The following is a 17799-nucleotide window of genomic DNA, read 5'->3' as shown; positions in this document are numbered from 1 at the left end:
GGCCGAACAGGCAAAGTGCTCACCGAATAGCATCAGCTTCGTCTTCGCGCTGGCTGCGTTTCAGTACGAAATGACTCACGCAGCCGCCTTGCATGCACAGGGCAACTTACCAGGTGTACTTAAACGCATGCGCGAGAGGATGATTATCGAACTGAATGTGTATCGACCCGGCCGAAAGTTCGACCGGGTCACCAAAGCCAAACCGCAACGCTATCCAGAACGCCGACTCCGACGTCCGCCATCCCTAACTTAACGGCATTAGACTCTGACCCTATTTGTTTTGGCAGTATTTTTTGCCCTAGGACAGTAAAAAAACCGAGCTCGACCGGAAGAGTTGACCCGACCAAACAAAAACGTGCTTCCAGGCCCAAAAACAGGCCGAAAGTGATTTAGGGTCAGAGTCGAATTATTGGCCAATTGCCTGGCGGATAACTAGGGTCAGAGTCGAATTACCGTGAATAGTGAGAATGTTAATGAACAATTCGACTCTGACCCCAATTGGGGTTGGTGAGCTTGGGGGTAGCCTGCCTTGGGTTAGCGGGGGTCGGCGTTGATGTGCAGGGTGGGTTGCCGGGAGGGGCGCCAGCTGCGGGACAGGCGCCAGTCGCGGGCGGCGCCTTCGACGACGACCTGCCAGTGGGTCTGTTCCAGCTGCGGCAGCGCGGCCGAGAAGCGGCCGGCGGCGTCGGGTAGCGCTTCGAGCAGCAAGTCTTTTTCCGGTTGCGTCGGATGGGTGAGGCGGATGTGGAAGGGGGCGATCACGGGGGCGCCGAAGCTCTGGAGGTGGCCGGTCAGGCGGCCGCTACGCTCGTCGTGGCGCGCCTCGAACGACAGGCCCAGCCTGCTCGCCACGCGGTCGCGCCGCAGGTCCTGGTTGATCGCCTTGCCCTGCTTGTAGTAGTCGTCCACCACCATCGCGTCGGGGCGGCTCAGCGCCAGCCAGGTCGTGACGGCGGCGGCGAGCAGGACCAGCACCGGGCCGATCATCAGGAACCACGGCCAGCGGTGCCTGTACCAGGGGGCGCTGTCGCCGCGGGGGAATGCGGGGCTTGCGGGTTGCATGCTAGTTTCCTTTCTTACTTCGGCACGATGAAGGCGGCTTCTTCGGAGACGTGGAGGTCCGGGTTCGCGAGGCCGGTCACCGTGAACGCGATCCTGTTCGAGCCGGGATGGCCGGCGCCCGGCCCGATGCGCACGCGCACCGGCACCGCGCGGGTGCTCGCGGGCCCGATCTCGACCACGTCGTCACCGGCCACCTCCGCCGACGGGATGCCGGCCACGGATATCCGGAGCTTGTGGGGCGCCTCGCTCGTGTTCATCAGCTGCAGGCGGTAGACGTTCTCGATCATGCCGTCGTCGACCTCGCGCCCCATCGAGCCGCGGTCGCGGATCACGTCCAGCTTGAGCGGGTTGCGCAGCGCGATCGAGGTCGCCATGGCGGCCACCAGGGCGCCCAGCACCACGGTGTAGACCAGCACCCGGGGACGCAGCACGCGCCTGCGGATCCCGGCCGGGCCAAGGCGCTGCGCCAGCGCGGTCTCGGTCGCATAGCGGATCAGGCCGCGCGGCTTGCCCACCTTGTCCATCACGCCGTTGCAGGCGTCCACGCAGGCGGCGCAGCCGATGCATTCGTATTGCAGGCCCTGGCGGATGTCGATCCCGGTCGGGCATACCTGCACGCACATGCTGCAGTCGATGCAGTCGCCCGCACCCGCCAGCTTGCGGCGCGCATTGCGCGGCTCGCCGCGGCCGGCGTCGTAGGTGACGATCAGGGTGTCCTGGTCGAACATCGCACTCTGGAAGCGCGCATACGGACACATGTACTTGCACACCTGCTCGCGCAGCCAGCCGGCGTTGCCGTAGGTGGCGAAGCCGTAGAACAGCACCCAGAAGGCTTCCCACGGTCCCAGGGCCAGCGCCGCGACCTCGCCGCCCAGCGTCCTCACCGGCGTGAAGTAGCCGACAAAGCTGAAGCCCGTCCACAGCGCCACCACGCCCCAGGCGGCATGCTTGGCGCCCTTCCTGGCCAGCTTTTCCAGGGTCCAGGGCTGGCGGTCGAGGCGGATGCGGCTGCTGCGCGGGCCTTCGATCCTGCGCTCGATCCACAGGAAGATTTCGGTGTACACCGTCTGCGGGCAGGCGAAGCCGCACCACACCCGCCCCGCCACCGCCGTCACCAGGAACAGCCCGTAGGCGCAGACGATCAGCAGCGCCGCCAGGTAGATGAAGTCCTGCGGCCAGAACACGATCCCGAACAGGTAGAACTTGCGGCTGGCCAGGTCGAACAGGACCGCCTGCCGGCCATTCAGCTGGATCCAGGGCAGGCCGTAGAACAGGAGTTGCGTGAGCCACACGCAGGCCCAGCGCAGCGTGGCATAGCGGCCCCCGGTCTCGCGCGGATAGATCTCCTCGCGCGCCGCGTACATGCGGATCACCGCTTCCCGTGGCGCATTCATTTCGCGGCCGTCCTGATGGCGGCGCCATTCGACAGGCTCCACACATAGGCCGCCAGCACATGCACCTTCTCTTCGCCGAGGAATTCGCCGAAGGCGGGCATGGTATTGGTGCGGCCCTTGCGGATGGTCTCCATCACGGTGTCGGCGCTGCCGCCGTACAGCCAGACCTTGTCGGCCAGGTTGGGGGCGCCCAGCATCGGATTGCCCTGCCCTTGCGCGCCATGGCAGGCCACGCAGGCGGCGAACTTCGGCTTGCCGAAGGCGACCTTGAGCGGGTCGGCGGTCAGGCCGGACAGGTTGCGCACGTAATGCGCGACGCTCTCGACATCCTTATCCGACCCGAGCGCGGCGCCCATCGGCGGCATCGCGCCCACACGCCCCTTCATGATGCTGGCCTTGATCACCGAGGGCTCGCCGCCATGCAGCCAGTCGCCGTCGCTCAGGTTCGGGAAGCCCTTGTTGCCGCGCGCGTCCGAACCGTGGCACTGCGCGCAATAGGTCAGGAACAGGCGCTCGCCGATGGCCCGGGCCTGCGGGTCGGCGGCGACCGCCTTCAGGTCCTGGCCGGCGTACTTCGCGAACAGCGGGCCGAAGTCGGCCCTGGCCTGCCTGAGCTCCGCCTGGTATGCGCCGCTCGCGTTCCAGCCAAGCCTGCCCGCATAGCTTCCCAGGCCCGGATACAGCGCCAGGTAGGCCAGGCCGAACACGATGGTCAGGTAGAACATGATCATCCACCAGCGCGGCATCGGCGTGTTCAGTTCCGTCAGGTCTTCGTCCCACACGTGGCCGGTGGTTGGCTCGGGCCGGCCGTCCGCGTCCAGCCGGACGCGATGCTTCGACTGGGACCACAGCAGGATCCCGCAGCCGAGGATGGACAGGATCGTGATGACGGCGATGTAGTAATGCCAGAAGCCGTTGAAGAAGTCAGCCATGTTCCTGTTCTCCCGCCTCGTCCGCGAACGGCAGGCGCGCCGCCGCGTCGAAATCGCTGCGCTTGCGCAGCACATAGGTCCAGCCCACGATGCCCAGGAAGGTCGCGAAGCTGACGACGGTCATCACGCTGCTGGCGTCGTCGAACATCTGTTGCAGTGTCATGTCAGTTCCTCGTCTTGATCTGGGTGCCCAGGCCCTGCAAGTAGGCGACCAGGGCGTCCTGCTCGGTCTTGTCGACCAGTTCGGCCGGCGCGGCGGCCACCTCGGCATCCGAATACGGCACCCCGACGCGCTGCATCGCGCGCATCTTCGGCACGATGTCGGCGGCGGCCAGCCTGGTCTTCGCCAGCCACGGATAGCCCGGCATGTTCGATTCCGGCACCACGTCGCGCGGGTTGTCGAGATGGGTGCGGTGCCATTCGTCGCTGTAGCGGCCGCCCACCCGCGCCAGGTCCGGGCCGGTACGCTTCGAGCCCCACTGGAACGGGTGGTCGTAGACGAATTCGCCCGCCACCGAATAGTGGCCATAGCGCTCGGTCTCGGCGCGGAACGGACGGATCATCTGCGAGTGGCAGTTGTAGCAGCCTTCGCGGATGTAGATGTCGCGCCCGGCCAGGCGCAGCGGCGAGTACGGCTTCAGGCCGGCCACCGGCTCGGTGGTCGACTTCTGGAAGAACAGCGGCACGATCTCGACCAGGCCGCCGAAGGAGATGACCAGCAGGACCAGCCCGATCAGCAGCCAGGGATTCTTCTCGATCCACTCATGGGAAAATTTCATTGCAGGCTCCTTCAAATCTCAGGCGTGGACCGGGACGCCGGCCTTGCCGGCCAGGTGCGGCCCGGCCGGAATGCGCGCGTCGACGTTCACGGTGCCGCGCATCGTCATCCAGGTGTTGTAGGCCATCAGCAGCATGCCCGACAGGTACAGCAGGCCGCCGCTGAAGCGGATCACGTAGTAGGGATAGGTGGCCTTGACGCTTTCCGCGAAGGTATAGGTCAGGGTGCCGTCCGGGTTCACCGCGCGCCACATCAGGCCCTGCATCACGCCGGCGATCCACATCGAGGCGATGTAGAGCACGATGCCGATGGTGGCGACCCAGAAGTGGGTCTCGACCAGGGCCATGCTGGCCATCTGCTTTTTCCCCGCGAGGCGCGGGATCAGGTAATAGACCGAGCCCATGGTGATGAAGCCGACCCAGCCCAGGGCGCCGGCATGCACGTGCGCCACGGTCCAATCCGTGTAGTGGGACAGCGAATTGATGGTCTTGATCGACATCATCGGGCCTTCGAAGGTGGCCATGCCGTAGAACGACAGCGAGACGATCATGAACTTGAGCAGCGGGTCCGAGCGCAGCTTGTGCCAGGCCCCCGACAGGGTCATCATCCCGTTGATCATGCCGCCCCAGGACGGCGCCAGCAGGATCAGCGAGAACACCATGCCGATCGACTGGGTCCAGTCGGGCAGCGCGGTGTAGTGCAGGTGGTGCGGGCCGGCCCACATGTAGGTGAAGATCAGGGCCCAGAAGTGCACGATCGACAGCCGGTACGAGTATACCGGGCGTTCGGCCTGCTTCGGGATGAAGTAGTACACCATGCCCAGGTAGCCGGCGGTCAGGATGAAGCCCACCGCGTTATGGCCGTACCACCACTGGATCATGGCGTCCTGCACGCCTGCATACACCGAGTACGACTTCATCGCCGACACCGGCATCGCCATGCCGTTCACCACGTGCAGGATCGCCACCGCGAGGATGTAGCCGCCGAAGAACCAGTTGGCGACGTAGATGTGCTGGACCCGCCGCTTGACGATGGTGCCGAAGAACACCACGGCGTAGGCGACCCAGACCACGGTGATCAGGAGCGCGATCGGCCATTCGAGTTCGGCGTATTCCTTGCCGCGCGTGAAGCCCATCGGCAGCGAGATGGCGGCCGCCACCAGCACCGCCTGCCAGCCCCAGAAGGTGAAGGCCGCCAGCCGGTCGGAGAACAGCCGGACCTGGCAGGTGCGCTGCACCACATAGTAGGAGGTGGCGAACAGGCCGCAGATGCCGAACGCGAAGATCACCGCATTGGTGTGCAGCGGCCGCAGGCGCCCGTAGCTCAGCCATGGGATATCGAAGTTCAGCGCGGGCCAGGCCAGCTGCGCAGCGATGAACACGCCCGCTGCCATGCCGATCACGCCCCACGCCACGGTCGCGATGGCAAACTGGCGCACGATCTTGTAGTTATAGTTTAGACTGCTGTCCAAGATGCTCTCCTGATCAATCAAATGGATGACAGTCAGGAGTGTGCTGTTGGGGACCCTAAAAATCCTTGATGTGAATCAAATTGTTCAGTATCGGCTGGTGTATGCAGCGAAGTGTTGCACCCGAGTGAGCAAGGCCTTGCCCGGCACATCCAGCGATGCGGCTTTGAGGTGAATCAAGGTTCGTGACGGACGGCCCACCGTCCCCGGATGGCGCCTTCACACACAGGAAAACACCATGCCGCCTCTTTCGCCAGCCGTACATGATGAGATGAGCAAGCGCCTGCAGCAGGCGCGCGAGGACATGCTGCGCACCGTGCGTGCGCGCACCGAAGCCGCCGAAGGCGACGCCCCGACGATCGGCCCGCTGGCGCACGAAGCGCCGGGCGACGACCGCGTCAGCGCGGAGATGATCAGCCACGAGGAGCAGTACTTCGCCCGGCACGAGTCCGAGATGCTGCAGGCGATCGACATCGCCCTCGGCAAGCTCGAATCCGGCGGCGCCGGCATCTGCGAATCCTGCGGATGCGCGATCCCTGACGCACGCCTGCTGGCCACGCCCACGGTGCGCCATTGCATCGGGTGCCAGGAACGGATCGAGAAGGAACAGCACAGCGGCCGCGGACCGTCGATGTAGGCCGCCCGCGCCTGTTCAGGGCCCCGCCGCTCCCCCGCCGGGCTCGTCGCGTGCGCCATCGTCATCGCGCAGGATGCGCAGCGCCGGCCCCTCCAGGTCGTCGAACTGGCCGCTGTCCGCGGCGCCGAAGAAAATCCACAGCGCCAGCGCCACCAGGCAGACGCTCAGCGGGATGAGCAGGTACAGGGCTTCCATCTCAATCCCTCCTGAGGCGCAGCGCGTTGAGCACCACCACCGCCGAGCTGGCCGCCATGCCGATCCCCGCCAGCCAGGGATCGAGCATGCCGGTGGCCGCCGCCGGGATCGCGGCCAGGTTGTAGGCCGTGGCCCAGATCAGGTTCTGGCGGATCACCGCGAAGCTGCGGCGCGCGGTCTCGGCCGCGTCGGCCAGCGGCGCGAGGTCGCCGCCCAGCAGCACGCCGTCGGCATGCAGCTGGGCCAGCTCGGCGCCGCCGCCCATGGCGAACGAGACGTCGGCGCCGCGCAGCACCGCCGCGTCGTTGATGCCGTCGCCGACCATCGCCACCACCGCCCCCTCGGCCTGCAGCTTGCGCACATACGCCAGCTTCTCTTCCGGCAGGCGGTCGCCGATGGCGGTGGCGATGCCCAGCTGGGTGGCCACCGCCTGGGTCGCCCTCTGCTCGTCGCCGCTAAGCAGCACCACCGACTTGCCGCTGTCCTGGAAGCGCTTCACCACCTCGATCGCCTCGGGCCGCAATGCGTCGCTGAGGTCGAGGCGCGCCAGCCAGCTGCCGGCGGTGCCGAGCCAGACCGAGGTGGTGCCGGCCGGCGCCGAGGCCCGCGCCACGCCGCCGGCCAGGCCCTCGACGAAGCTGGCCCGCCCGATCCGGTACAGGCGCCCCTCGACCCAGCCTTCGACGCCCTGCCCCACCACGTAGCGCACGTTCTCGGCGGCCGGCAGGTCCGGCCCGCCGGCGGCGCGGATCGCCTGCCCGAGCGGATGCGGACTGTCGCCATCGATGGCGGCCGCGATCCGCAGGCATTCGAGGTCGCCCAGCGCCCCGACCGCCAGGGTATGGCGCAGCACCGGCCGGCCCACGGTCAGGGTGCCGGTCTTGTCGAACACGACATGGGTGGCGCGCTCGAAGGTTTCCAGCGTATGCGGCTGCACCGCCAGCACGCCGCGCCGCAGCAGGCGGTCGGTGGCCGCCGCCAGCGCGGTCGGCGTCGCCAGCGACAGCGCGCACGGGCAGGACACCACCAGCACCGCGATCGCGGCCGGCCAGGCGCGCGCCGGGTCGAACGCCTGCCACAGGAAGAACACCAGCACCGTCAGCCCCAGCAGGGCCAGCACGAACCAGGCCGCGACCCGGTCGGCCCACAGCGCCAGCGCCGGCTTGCCCTGCCCCGCGCGCTCGACCAGGCGCACCAGCATCGCCAGGGTGCTGTCGGTCGCGGCCGAGCTCACGCGCAGTACCACCGCCTGGGCCGCGTTGATCGCGCCGCCCGGCAGCGGGTCGCCCACCGTGCGGCGGCGGGTGCGGCTCTCGCCGGTCAGCAGCGCCAGGTCGACTTCGGTCTCGCCCTCGACGATGACGCCGTCGGCCGGCACGGCCTGGCCGGCCTGCACCAGCACCAGGTCGCCCGGCGCCAGCGCGCCGGCCGCCACCAGCTCGGTGTCGCGCAAGGCGGGATCGCCGCGCAGGCGCAGGGCCGATGCCGGCACGCCCTGCTGCAGGCGCTCGAGCGCCTCGGCCGCCTTGCGGCGCGCGCCCAGCTCGAGATAGCGGCTGCCCAGCAGCAGGAACACGAACATCGTGACCGAATCGAAGTAGACCTCGCCCTGGCCGGCAAGCAGCGCGGCGCAGCTGCCGCCGAAGGCCGCGACGATGCCCAGCGCGACCGGCACGTCCATGCCGGGCATGCCGCGCCGGATGTCGCGCCAGGCGCCGGCGAAGAACGGCCGCGCCGAATAGAACACCGCCGGCAGGGTCAGGAACAGCGAGGCCCAGTGCATCAGCGCCGTCATGCCGGCCTCCATGCTGCCGTCGGCCGCCATGTAGACCGGCAGCGCGTACATCATCACCTGCATCATCGACAGTCCGGCCACGAACAGCTGGCGGAACAGGGTCTTGCGGGCGCGCTCGAGCTGTTCGCCGTGGCGCCGCGCATCGTAGGGATAGGCGGTGTAGCCGATCGCGCGCAGGGTGCGCAGGATCCGGCTCGGCGTGCAGGCGCCCGGCTCCCAGCGCACCCGCAGGCGCCCGGTGGCGACGTTCAGGCTGGCCTCGATCACCCCCGGCAGCTGCCCTAGGCGCCGTTCGATCAGCCACACGCAGGCCGCGCAGCGCATGCCTTCGACGGTATAGACGCCCTCGCCGTCCGCGTCCTGGCCGTCGTACAGCGCGAGTTCGGGCGCGTCGGGCGCGGCGCCGTCGGCCTGGGGCGCGAATTCGGTGCGGGTGGCATAGTAGTCGCCGAAGCCGCCGTCGACGATGGCCTGGGCCGCCGCCGCGCAACCCGGGCAGCACATGCTGCGCGCACTGCCGGCGATCGTCGCCGCCCAGCGGCTCCCGCCCGGCACCGGCAGCCCGCAGTGAAAGCATCCATCGCGCGCGTTCGCGGCCGCCGCGCTGTGCGCCGCGCTTTGCGCCACGCTTTGCGCCAGAACGGCGCTCATGCCGCGCTCCCGGGCGCCACGCACAGCGCCTGCACCCAGCTGGCCGGCAGGCCCCCGAGCGCGCGCGCCAGGCCGAGCAGGCCGAATCCGAGGATCAGCAGGCCGCAGCCGATCCGGACCGGGCGCCGCCGCAGCAGGCCGCGCAGGCTGTCGCCCGCCAGCCCGAGCGCCGCCAGCATCGGCAGGGTGCCCAGGCCGAAGGCCAGCATCACGCCGGCGCCGCCCAGGGCCGAGCCGCTCAGCATCGCCGTCACCAGCACGCTGTACACCATGCCGCAGGGCAGCCAGCCCCACAGCGCGCCGGCCGCGAACATGCGTCCGGGCGTGCTTGGCGCGCCGACCCGGCGCAGCAGCGGACGCACCCGGCTCCACAGCGCCTGGCCGCCCTGCTCCAGCCGCGCCAGGCCGCGCCAGGCATCCATCAGGAACAGGCCGAGGGCCACCAGCATCAGGTTCGCGGCCCAGTAGCCGGCGGCCTGCAGGGCGGGCAGCTGGGCCAGCCTGGCGGCGCCGCCCGCCAGCCCGCCGGCCAGCGCGCCCGCCGCCATGTAGCTGGCGATGCGCCCGGCGTTGTAGGCGCCCACCCGCGCCGCCGGCTGCGCGGCCGCGCTGCGCACCGGCACCGGAAACGCCGGCCGCGCGCCGGGCTGCGGGCCTGGCTGCCCTCCCGCCACCGCCAGGGCGCCGACGATGCCGCCGCACATGCCGGCGCAATGGACACTGCCGAGCAGGCCGACCAGGAACACGGGAATCAGGCTGATGCCGTTCATGCGCCTCTTTCGCTTGTCAAACGATCAGATGGTCCGGGAATGGCGCGGTCCCGGGGCGCGGGCCGCGAGGTAGCGGTCGAACACCATGCACACATTGCGGATCAGCAGGCGCCCCTTCATCGTCACGCTGATCCATTCGTCGCCGAGGATCACCAGTCCGTCGCGCTCCATCCGGCGCAGCTGGGCCAGCTCGTTCGCGAAGTACGCCCCGAACACGATCGGGAAGGCCTGCTCGATCGCCGGCACCGACAGCTCGAACTGGCACATCAGCTTCTGGATGATGGTGCGCCGCAGCGCGTCGTCCATGCCGAGGCGGATGCCGCGCGCCACCGGCAGTTCGTTGCGGTCGAGCAGCTCGTAATACGCGTCGAGGGTCTTGGCGTTCTGGCTGTAGGTTGCCCCCACCGCACCGATGGCCGAGACGCCGCAGGACACCAGGTCGGTGTCGGCATGGGTCGAATAGCCCTGGAAGTTGCGGTGCAGGCGGCCCTGGCGCTGGGCCACGGCGAGGTCGTCGCCCGGCTTGGCGAAATGGTCCATGCCGATATAGACATAGCCGGCCGCCGTCAGGCGCTCGATGCACAGCTGGAGCATCGCCAGCTTGGCCTCGCTGTCCGGCATGTCGTCCGGGCTGATGCGGCGCTGCGGCTTGAACAGGTGCGGCATGTGGGCGTAGTGGTAGACCGAGATCCGGTCGGGGTCGGCAGCCACCACCTGGTCCAGGGTGCGCGCCATGCTCTCGGGGCTCTGCTTCGGCAGGCCGTAGATCAGGTCGATACTGACCGAGCGGAAGCCGGCGGCGCGCGAAGCGTCGATGATGGCGCGCGTCTCGGCCTCGGGCTGGATCCGGTTCACGGCTTTCTGCACCTCCGGATCGAAGTCCTGCACGCCCAGGCTGATGCGGTTGAAACCCTGGCGGCGCAGGCCGTGCACCCGTTCGACGGAGACGGTGCGCGGATCGACCTCGATCGAGTACTCGCCAATCTCGTCGGAGGCGAAACGGAAGCTGCGGCGCAGGTGGTCCATCAGCTCGCCCATCTGCGCGTCGGACAGGTAGGTCGGGGTGCCGCCGCCGAAGTGCAACTGCTCGACCTCGTTGATGCCGGCGAACAGCAGGCCCTGCATCTCGATCTCGCGCTTCAGGTAGGACAGGTAGGTGGCCGCCTTGTCGCGCCGCTTGGTGACGATCTTGTTGCAGGCGCAGTAATAGCAGACCGTGTCGCAGAACGGGATGTGGATGTACAGCGACAACGGACGCTTGGCGCCGCGGGTGCGCACGCCGGCGACGGCGTGCAGGTAGTCGCGGTAGCCGAATTCGGCGCTGAAGCGGTCCGCGGTCGGGTAGGAAGTGTAGCGCGGGCCGGATTTGCCGAGCCGGCCGAGCAGGTCGGCATCGAATTCGACGACAGGGTGCAGGGCGATGGGCGCCGCCTTGGGGGCGGCCGGTGACACTTCAACGAGCATGACAAGTAAACTCCAGCTGCGTGCGCCTTGCGGAAATGCAAAGCGACATGATCAGCTGTCAGTCTATTGATCTGCTTCTGCGAAATCCTTGACTTGCATCAAATATGACAGAGACTGCCGAGCTGAAAAATTGACCACCATGGCAACTCGGCAGCGCTTCCATTGCCCTTCCCGCTTCTCCGCTTCGCGGCGCTTGCAGCGGCAAGGCTGCCGCGCTTCACCGCCAGGGCAAGGGAGGACAAATCCTCAAGAACTTTATTCGTAACCTGTGCGACCGAATGAAGTAATTGAATATCAATTATTCTGCCTCATATTTTGAATATGATGGATACATCCGGCAGCGCCCCTGGGACATGCTCGGCGCATCGCTGCCGCACCTGTCCGCGATCAAGGAATTGGCGACGCGCTGGCAGGAATACCATCCCTGGCTGAAGAACGTGGCATCCCAGGCACGCGCCAGGCCCGATCAGTCACTTTAATTTCGATACGATCATGACAAGCACCCAGCTCTTTCCTGGATTCCGCTCGCAGCAGGTCGAGGTTTCTCCCGGCGTGAACATCCATGCGCTCATTGGCGGAGACGGCCCTCCGCTCCTGCTCCTGCACGGCCACCCGCAGACCCACGCCATCTGGCACAAGGTCGCACCAAGCCTGCGCGAGCGCTTCACCGTCATCGCCTGCGACCTGCGCGGCTATGGGGATTCCTCGAAGCCGGCCGGCGACAGCGACCACCTTCAGTACAGCAAGCGCACGATGGCCGGCGACATGCTGCGTGTCATGCAGTCGCTGGGCTTCGCGCAATTCAGCGTGATGGCGCACGATCGCGGCGCACGCGTCGCCCACCGACTGGCGGCCGACCATCCCGACGCCGTCCAACGCCTGGTCCTGCTCGACATCGCGCCCACGCTGGCGATGTATGCGCAAACCACGGAGCAGTTCGCGCGCGCCTACTGGCACTGGTTCTTCCTGATCCAGCCGGCACCGCTGCCCGAACGCCTGATCGAGGCCGATCCGGCGGCCTACGTGAGGGATGTCATGGGGCGCAGGAGCGCGGGACTGGCGCCCTTCGATCCGCGTGCCTTGCAGGAATATGCGCGCTGCCTCGCCCTGCCCGGCGCCGCCCACGGCATCTGCGAGGACTACCGCGCCTCGGCCGGCATCGACCTCGAACACGACCGGATCGACATCGGCAACGGCTTCCGGCTGCCGATGCCCCTGCTCGTCCTGTGGGGAGCGCAGGGCGTGGTGCATCGCTGCTTCGCTCCCCTGCGTGAATGGCGTCATCTGGCCCAGGATGTCGAGGGCGAAGCGCTGCCCTGCGGTCACTACATCCCCGAGGAAGCGCCCGAACTGCTGCTTGCGCGCGCCTTGCCCTTCCTGGCGGCGTCGCAGACATGAGGTCCCGGGCCTGATCAGTGCCGGCTGCCGGCCAGCGCCAGCGCGGATGCAGGCGAAGGCCGGCGCCCGCCCTGGCCATCGTGGAACTTGAACACGGACAGGGCCTGCACCAGGCGGGCCGCCTCGTCCGCCACATTGCCGGAAGCCGCCGCCGCTTCCTCGACCAGGGCGGCATTCTGGCGGGTGATCGCGTCGAGCTGGGCCATGGCGTCGTTGACCTGGGCGATACTCTGTCCCTGCTCGCGGCTGGCGCCTGTGATTTTTCCCATGATGGCGGCGGCGTCGCGGACCGACGCCACCACCTCGCGCATGGTCTGGCCGGCGTCGACCACCAGGGCGCTGCCCTCCCCGACCTGCCCGACCGAGGCGTCGATCAGGACCTTGATTTCCCTGGCCGCCGTGGCCGAGCGCTGCGCCAGGCTGCGCACCTCGCCGGCCACGACCGCGAAGCCGCGCCCCTGCTCGCCCGCCCGCGCGGCTTCGACCGCCGCATTCAGGGCCAGGATATTGGTCTGGAAGGCGATGCCGTCGATCAGGCCGATGATGTCCACGATGCGGGTGGCGGAAGCGCTGATCTGGCCCATGGTGCTGCCGACCCGCTCGACCGCATCGCCGCCGCGGCCCGCCACGGTGGAAGCGGCTATCACCAGGGTGTCGGCGCGTTCCGCGCTGTCGGTATTCCGGCTGGCCGCCGCCGCGATCTGGCCCAGGCTGCTGGCCGTCTGTTCCAGGCTGGCCGCCTGCGCCTCGGTACGGCTGGCAAGGTCGGCGTTACCGGCCGCGATGTCGCGCGCGGCGTACTCGATCGAGTCGACATTGCTGCGCACGTCGCCGACGATCGCCTTCAGGTTGACATTCAGCTGGCGCAGCGCCAGCTGCAGGCGGCCGATCTCGCCGCCGCCCCGGACCGCGCAGGGATGGGCCAGGTCGCCGCCGGCCAGCGCGTGGACGCTGGCGGTGGCGTCGGCCAGCGGCCGCGCGATGGTGCGGTGCAGTTCGGCCCAGGCCACCAGGGTGCCGGCCGCGCCCAGCGCCGCCAGCACCTGCCACACGGTGCTGGCGGCCGTGAGCCCCAGCCCGCCCAGCAGCGCGGCCTGGGCGCCCATCATCACGCCGAGGCGGCGCGTCAGCGGCAGTTCGCGCAGGCCGGCCAGGCGCAGGCGCCAGCCGCCGCGCACCGCCTTGCCGCGCGCGAGCACCAGGCCCTTCGCCTCGCCCGCGCGGATCCTGCGGTACAGCTCGGCGGCCGCGCGCACCTGCTCGCGGGTCGGCGCGGTGCGCACCGACATGTAGCCGGTAATCTCGCCGCCCTGCTTGACCGGCACCACGTTCGCGACCACCCAGTAGAAGTCGCCGTTCTTGCGCCGGTTCTTGACCAGGCCGGTCCAGGGCTCGCCCTTCTTCAGGGTGTCCCACAGGTCGGCGAAGGCTTCGGGCGGCATGTCCGGATGGCGCACCAGGTTGTGGGCCTTGCCAAGCAGCTCGGCTTCCGAAAATCCGCTGACCTCGACAAAGCTCGGGTTCACATAGGTGATCCGGCCCTTGACGTCGGTTTTCGAGACGATGGACTGGCCCTCTTTCAACAGGTACTCGATGCCGGTGACCGGCTGGTTGTTACGCACGACAGGCTCCTATTTTTCCTACAAGCAATGTTTTGCATTCTAGCGAAGGGTATTCACAAATTTTTTGACCTACATCAAAAAGCACAGATAAGTCGTGCGCTAGGGAGAGGAAAAACTTGTTGTCGCACGTCAAAACTTGTTGGCAGTGTAAGATTTCGAAATGGATAACCTTTCCCATTCCCTGGTCGGCCTTGCCCTCGGCGAACTGGCCGACCGCGCCCTGCCGGCCGAACCCGACCCGCAACGCGCGCGCACCCGCCGCCGGGTCCTGCTCGCCACCGGTCTACTTTCCAGCAATTTTCCCGACCTCGACCTGTTCCTGACGCCGCTGCTGGCGGAGCCGCTCGGCTACCTGATGCACCACCGCGGCCATACCCACACCCTGCTGTACGCCCTGCCCCAGGTGGCGCTGCTGCTGGCCCTGCTCTGGCTGCTGTGGCCGGGCGCGCGCCGGCTGCTGGCCGGCAGCGCCGCGGCGCGCCGGGGCGTGCTCGCCGCCAGCGTGGCCGGGATGCTGCTGCACCTGGCGATGGACGCCCTGAACGTGTACGGCCTGCACCCCTTCCACCCGCTCGATGCGCGCTGGCTGTACGGCGACATGGTGTTCATCATCGAGCCGGTGTTCTGGTGCAGCTTCGGCGTCGCGCTGGCCATGCTGGCGCCGGGCGGGCGGCCGCGCCGGGTGCTGCTGGTCCTGCTGGCCGCGGCGCCGGTGCTGTTCACGCTGCAGGGCTTCCTGCAATGGGGTTCGCTGCTGGGACTGGGACTGCTGGGCGGCGCGGTGGCGCTGGCCGCGCGCCTGCGCGGCGCCGCGGCGGGGCTGCTGGCCGCCCTGGCGGCCAGTCTGGGCTTCGTCGGCGTGCAGGCCGTCGCCGGCAACGAAGCGCGCGCGCAGGTGCGCGCGGCCCAGCTCCGGCTCGACCCCGGCAGCCGCATCCTCGACCTGCCGCTGTCGGCCTTCCCGTCCAACCCGCTGTGCTGGGCTTTCGCCACCGTCAGCGACGATGGCCGCAAGGGCAGCTATGCGGTGCGGCTCGGCGTGCTGAGCCTGGCGCCCGGCCTGAACCCGGTCGCGCACTGCCCGGCGCGCTTCGGCGGCGGCGCAGCCGGGCCGGCCGCGCTGGCCTGGAATGCGCACACCGGCGGCAGCCTGGCGCAGTTGCGCGCCCTCCAGCGCGACAACTGCCACTTCGACGCCTGGCTGCGCTTCGCCCGCGTACCCTACCTGGCCGGCGGGATCGCCACCGATGTCCGCTACAGCCGCCCGGGTGAGGCGAACTTCTCCAGCCTGCCCTATGCCGAACGCGCGGGGCAGCCATGCCCGGCGCCGCTGCCCCGATGGGGGCGGCCGCGCGCCGACCTGCTCGGGCTGGAGCCGGACTGATACGCTGTCGAGAAAAGCGTTCCGCGGCAGAGCGGGCCGTCGTATCATCGCCGTGCAGTCTGGCGAAACGACAACCGAAGGGAAAGCGATGAGCACCGAACTGACACTACTTGGATGGACGCTGGTGCTGGCGATCGTCCAGATCCTGCTGCCGGCGACCTTGCGCAGCAAGGAGACGGGCCTGGACTACAACGTGGGCGCGCGCGACGGCCACGCGCCGCCGGCGGGCGCGGTCACGGCGCGCCTGCAGCGCGCCCAGGCCAACCTGTTCGAGACCCTGCCGCTGTTCGCGGCGGCGGTGCTGATCGCCCATGTCGGCGGCCGCGAGGGCGACCTGACCCGGTGGGGCTGCTGGCTGTACCTGCTGGCGCGGATCGTCTACGTGCCGCTGTATGCGGCCGGGATTCCGGTGCTGCGCACGCTCGTGTGGAGCGTGTCGGTGGCGGGACTGGCGATGGTGCTGGTGGCGATCCTGCGGTAGCGCGGGCGGAGAATCCGCCCACGCTACCGACTGAACGGCATTACTGCGCCGGGTGGGACTTACTCCTTGACCGCTTCGACCGGGATGGTCAGGGTCAGGTCGTCGCCCACGTAGGGAGCGTATTTGCCGGCGTTGAACTCGCTGCGCTTGATCGTGGCCACCGCATTCGCGCCGCAGGCATCCTTCTTCAGCAGCGGGTGCGCCATGCACTGGAACGAGGTGACATCCAGGCGCACCGGCTTGGTCACGCCCTTGATGGTCAGGTTGCCGTCGACCGAAGCCAGCTTGTCGCCGTTGAAATTCAGCTTGTTCGACTTGAAGGTGATGCTCGGGAACTTCTTGGTGTCGAGGAAGTCTTCACCCTGGATGTGGCCATTGAAGACCGGGAAGCCGGTGTTGATGCTGGTGGTGTCGATCACGACGTCGACCGAGCCGCTCTTGGCCGCACGGTCCAGCACGATCTTGCCGCTGGTCTTGTCGAAGCGGCTGACCTGGTTCGAGTAGCCGAAGTGGCTGTACTCGAAGCGCGGCAGGGTGTGGGTGCCGTCGATGACATAGGTTTCCGGGGCGGCGGCTGCGCTCAGCGAGACGCCGGCGGCCAGCAGGAAGGCGGTCAGTTTTTTCATTCTGGATGTCCGTGTAGTGGATGGTTGGGCCGGCAGGCATGGTCCGTCGGCGCGGCGAAGCGGCATTATCCGCCGCGTTTCCCCGACGGCCACGCAAGATTTCCGACGGCAGCATTCAAATTATTTGAATGCCGGCTGCCCCGCACTCCGCTCCCCGAGCAGGGCCGCCTGGGTCACCGGGCTGCGGATCTGCTCCAGCCACCACTGCAGCGCCCTGCCCTGGCTGGCCTTGTCGCCGCTGCGCCAGACGCTGGAAAATGTCAGGCGGTGCTCGGGCCGGGCCAGCCGCTTGGCGACCAGGGCGCCGCTGGCCAGGTAGGGACGCGCCAGCGGCAGCGGCAGGTAGCCGATCGCCAGTCCGCGCAGGTGGGCCTCGAGCTTGGCGTGCACGTCGCCGACCGTGAACACTTCCTGCCCGTACAGGGTGCCGACCGTGAGGCCGTCGCCCCGTCCGACCGAATCGGCCAGCACCACCGCGCGGTGGGCGCGCACCGTGTCCTCGGCCAGCGGCTCCGGCGCCGCCGCCAGCGGATGCGCGGCTGCGACCGCGAACACGAATTCCAGGGTGCCCAGGGTTTCGCGCTGCAGCCCGACCCGGTTCCTGGCGTCCAGCACCACGCCCACGGCCAGGTCGGCCTGCCCGGTGACCACCGCCTCGAGGGTGCCGGACAGGGTCTCGGTGCGCAGCTTCAGGCGGGTCGGCGCGTCCAGCGCGAAGAAGGCGGCGCACAGCTCCATCATGGTGGCGCGGTCGATGACGCTGTCGACCGCGATCGTGAAATGCGATTCCCAGCCGGTCGCCACGCGCTGCACCCGGTTGGCGATGGCGTCGATGTCGTCCAGCAGGCGCGCGCCCTCGCGCAGCAGCTCGGCGCCGGCCTCGGTCAGGCGCGCGCGCCGCGAGTTACGGTCGAACAGCAGGGCGTCGAGCGCTTCCTCGATCACCCGCACCCGGTAGGTGAGCGCGCTCGGGACCATGCCGAGCGCGCGCGCGGCGGCCGCGAAACTGCCGTGCTCGGCAATGGAGGACAGCATCGCCAGGGCGGCGGGCGTCAGGGCGTCGCGGGGAGTGGTCATGGCGGATAAGGGTCTCGGCAATTCAAATCGTTTGAATCATGCCATCAGTGGCGGCCCGCGGGCAA

The 17799-nt window shown here is 68.5% G+C and carries 18 protein-coding genes and 1 pseudogene; 6 read left to right on the top strand and 13 right to left on the bottom strand.

All coding sequences use genetic code 11. The features are described 5' to 3' along the window. A pseudogene (locus H162_RS34970) lies at positions 1–253 on the top strand (IS4 family transposase); the annotation flags it as partial. A 281-nt stretch (positions 254–534) separates the two neighbouring features. On the opposite strand, the gene H162_RS0108985 reads toward H162_RS34970, so the two are convergent. The 6 genes from H162_RS0108985 to ccoN are packed head-to-tail and all read right to left on the bottom strand — an operon-like array spanning position 535 to position 5637. Next, the gene (locus H162_RS0108985; protein WP_026354428.1) at positions 535–1062 is read right to left on the bottom strand and encodes a FixH family protein; all 528 of its coding nucleotides are present in this window, start codon (positions 1060–1062) and stop codon (positions 535–537) included. A 14-nt stretch (positions 1063–1076) separates the two neighbouring features. Continuing rightward, the gene (ccoG, locus tag H162_RS0108980) at positions 1077–2456 is read right to left on the bottom strand and encodes a cytochrome c oxidase accessory protein CcoG (RefSeq protein WP_020653129.1); all 1380 of its coding nucleotides are present in this window, start codon (positions 2454–2456) and stop codon (positions 1077–1079) included. Further along, positions 2453–3388, bottom strand: a complete 936-nt coding sequence (gene ccoP, locus H162_RS0108975; RefSeq protein ID WP_020653128.1) for a cytochrome-c oxidase, cbb3-type subunit III — start codon at positions 3386–3388, stop codon at positions 2453–2455. Before ccoP ends, ccoG begins: the two co-directional genes overlap by 4 nt. Then, a complete protein-coding gene (locus tag H162_RS0108970) occupies positions 3381–3551 on the bottom strand; it encodes a cbb3-type cytochrome oxidase subunit 3 (protein WP_020653127.1) in 171 nt (56 codons plus the stop codon). The genes ccoP and H162_RS0108970 overlap by 8 nt, the downstream gene beginning before the upstream one ends. Position 3552: 1 nt before the next feature. Then, on the bottom strand, positions 3553–4167 hold the full coding sequence (ccoO, locus tag H162_RS0108965) for a cytochrome-c oxidase, cbb3-type subunit II (RefSeq protein ID WP_020653126.1): 615 nt from the start codon (positions 4165–4167) through the stop codon (positions 3553–3555). An 18-nt stretch (positions 4168–4185) separates the two neighbouring features. Continuing rightward, a complete protein-coding gene (gene ccoN, locus H162_RS0108960) occupies positions 4186–5637 on the bottom strand; it encodes a cytochrome-c oxidase, cbb3-type subunit I (protein ID WP_020653125.1) in 1452 nt (483 codons plus the stop codon). A 268-nt stretch (positions 5638–5905) separates the two neighbouring features. Here ccoN and H162_RS0108955 point away from each other — a divergent pair, with 268 nt between their 5' ends. Then, positions 5906–6271 carry a TraR/DksA family transcriptional regulator gene (locus H162_RS0108955; protein WP_020653124.1) on the top strand — a complete coding sequence of 122 codons (366 nt, stop codon included), beginning with the start codon at positions 5906–5908 and terminating at the stop codon, positions 6269–6271. 15 nt (positions 6272–6286) lie between these two features. On the opposite strand, the gene ccoS is transcribed toward H162_RS0108955, so the two are convergent. The 4 genes from ccoS to hemN are packed head-to-tail and all read right to left on the bottom strand — an operon-like array spanning position 6287 to position 11146. Further along, a complete protein-coding gene (gene ccoS, locus H162_RS0108950; RefSeq protein ID WP_020653123.1) occupies positions 6287–6466 on the bottom strand; it encodes a cbb3-type cytochrome oxidase assembly protein CcoS in 180 nt (59 codons plus the stop codon). Between the two features lies 1 nt (position 6467). Then, positions 6468–8912, bottom strand: coding sequence for a heavy metal translocating P-type ATPase (locus tag H162_RS0108945; RefSeq protein WP_020653122.1), 2445 nt, complete (start codon positions 8910–8912; stop codon positions 6468–6470). Beyond that, a complete protein-coding gene (locus H162_RS0108940; protein ID WP_020653121.1) occupies positions 8909–9682 on the bottom strand; it encodes a sulfite exporter TauE/SafE family protein in 774 nt (257 codons plus the stop codon). The genes H162_RS0108945 and H162_RS0108940 overlap by 4 nt, the downstream gene beginning before the upstream one ends. 24 nt (positions 9683–9706) lie before the next feature. Next, entirely contained in the window at positions 9707–11146 is a 1440-nt protein-coding gene (gene hemN / locus H162_RS0108935) for an oxygen-independent coproporphyrinogen III oxidase (protein WP_020653120.1), read from the bottom strand. A 287-nt stretch (positions 11147–11433) separates the two neighbouring features. Between hemN and H162_RS33945 the strand changes: the two genes are divergently transcribed. Both H162_RS33945 and H162_RS0108925 read left to right on the top strand, forming a co-directional pair. After that, positions 11434–11625 carry a hypothetical protein gene (locus H162_RS33945; RefSeq protein WP_156885525.1) on the top strand — a complete coding sequence of 64 codons (192 nt, stop codon included), beginning with the start codon at positions 11434–11436 and terminating at the stop codon, positions 11623–11625. Between the two features lie 13 nt (positions 11626–11638). Beyond that, positions 11639–12544 carry an alpha/beta fold hydrolase gene (locus H162_RS0108925; protein ID WP_020653118.1) on the top strand — a complete coding sequence of 302 codons (906 nt, stop codon included), beginning with the start codon at positions 11639–11641 and terminating at the stop codon, positions 12542–12544. Positions 12545–12558: 14 nt separating this feature from the next. Here the strand turns inward: H162_RS0108925 and H162_RS0108920 are convergent, their stop codons facing one another. After that, positions 12559–14166, bottom strand: coding sequence for a methyl-accepting chemotaxis protein (locus H162_RS0108920; protein ID WP_020653117.1), 1608 nt, complete (start codon positions 14164–14166; stop codon positions 12559–12561). Between the two features lie 160 nt (positions 14167–14326). Here H162_RS0108920 and H162_RS0108915 point away from each other — a divergent pair, with 160 nt between their 5' ends. Together H162_RS0108915 and H162_RS0108910 are read left to right on the top strand one after the other, a co-directional pair. Then, positions 14327–15550 carry a metal-dependent hydrolase gene (locus tag H162_RS0108915; RefSeq protein WP_020653116.1) on the top strand — a complete coding sequence of 408 codons (1224 nt, stop codon included), beginning with the start codon at positions 14327–14329 and terminating at the stop codon, positions 15548–15550. 88 nt (positions 15551–15638) lie between these two features. Then, a complete protein-coding gene (locus H162_RS0108910) occupies positions 15639–16031 on the top strand; it encodes an MAPEG family protein (protein WP_020653115.1) in 393 nt (130 codons plus the stop codon). Positions 16032–16090: 59 nt separating this feature from the next. Here H162_RS0108910 and H162_RS0108905 read toward each other — a convergent pair whose 3' ends face one another. Together H162_RS0108905 and H162_RS0108900 are read right to left on the bottom strand one after the other, a co-directional pair. Then, complete coding sequence (locus tag H162_RS0108905; RefSeq protein ID WP_020653114.1) at positions 16091–16657, bottom strand: YceI family protein; 567 nt, start codon at positions 16655–16657, stop codon at positions 16091–16093. 120 nt (positions 16658–16777) lie between these two features. Continuing rightward, positions 16778–17734, bottom strand: a complete 957-nt coding sequence (locus tag H162_RS0108900) for a LysR family transcriptional regulator (protein ID WP_020653113.1) — start codon at positions 17732–17734, stop codon at positions 16778–16780. Positions 17735–17799 lie beyond the last annotated feature (65 nt).

Source organism: Massilia niastensis DSM 21313 (assembly GCF_000382345.1).
Classification (GTDB): Bacteria; Pseudomonadota; Gammaproteobacteria; order Burkholderiales; family Burkholderiaceae_D; genus Telluria; species Telluria niastensis.
This window is presented reverse-complemented; position numbering and strand designations above follow the sequence as displayed.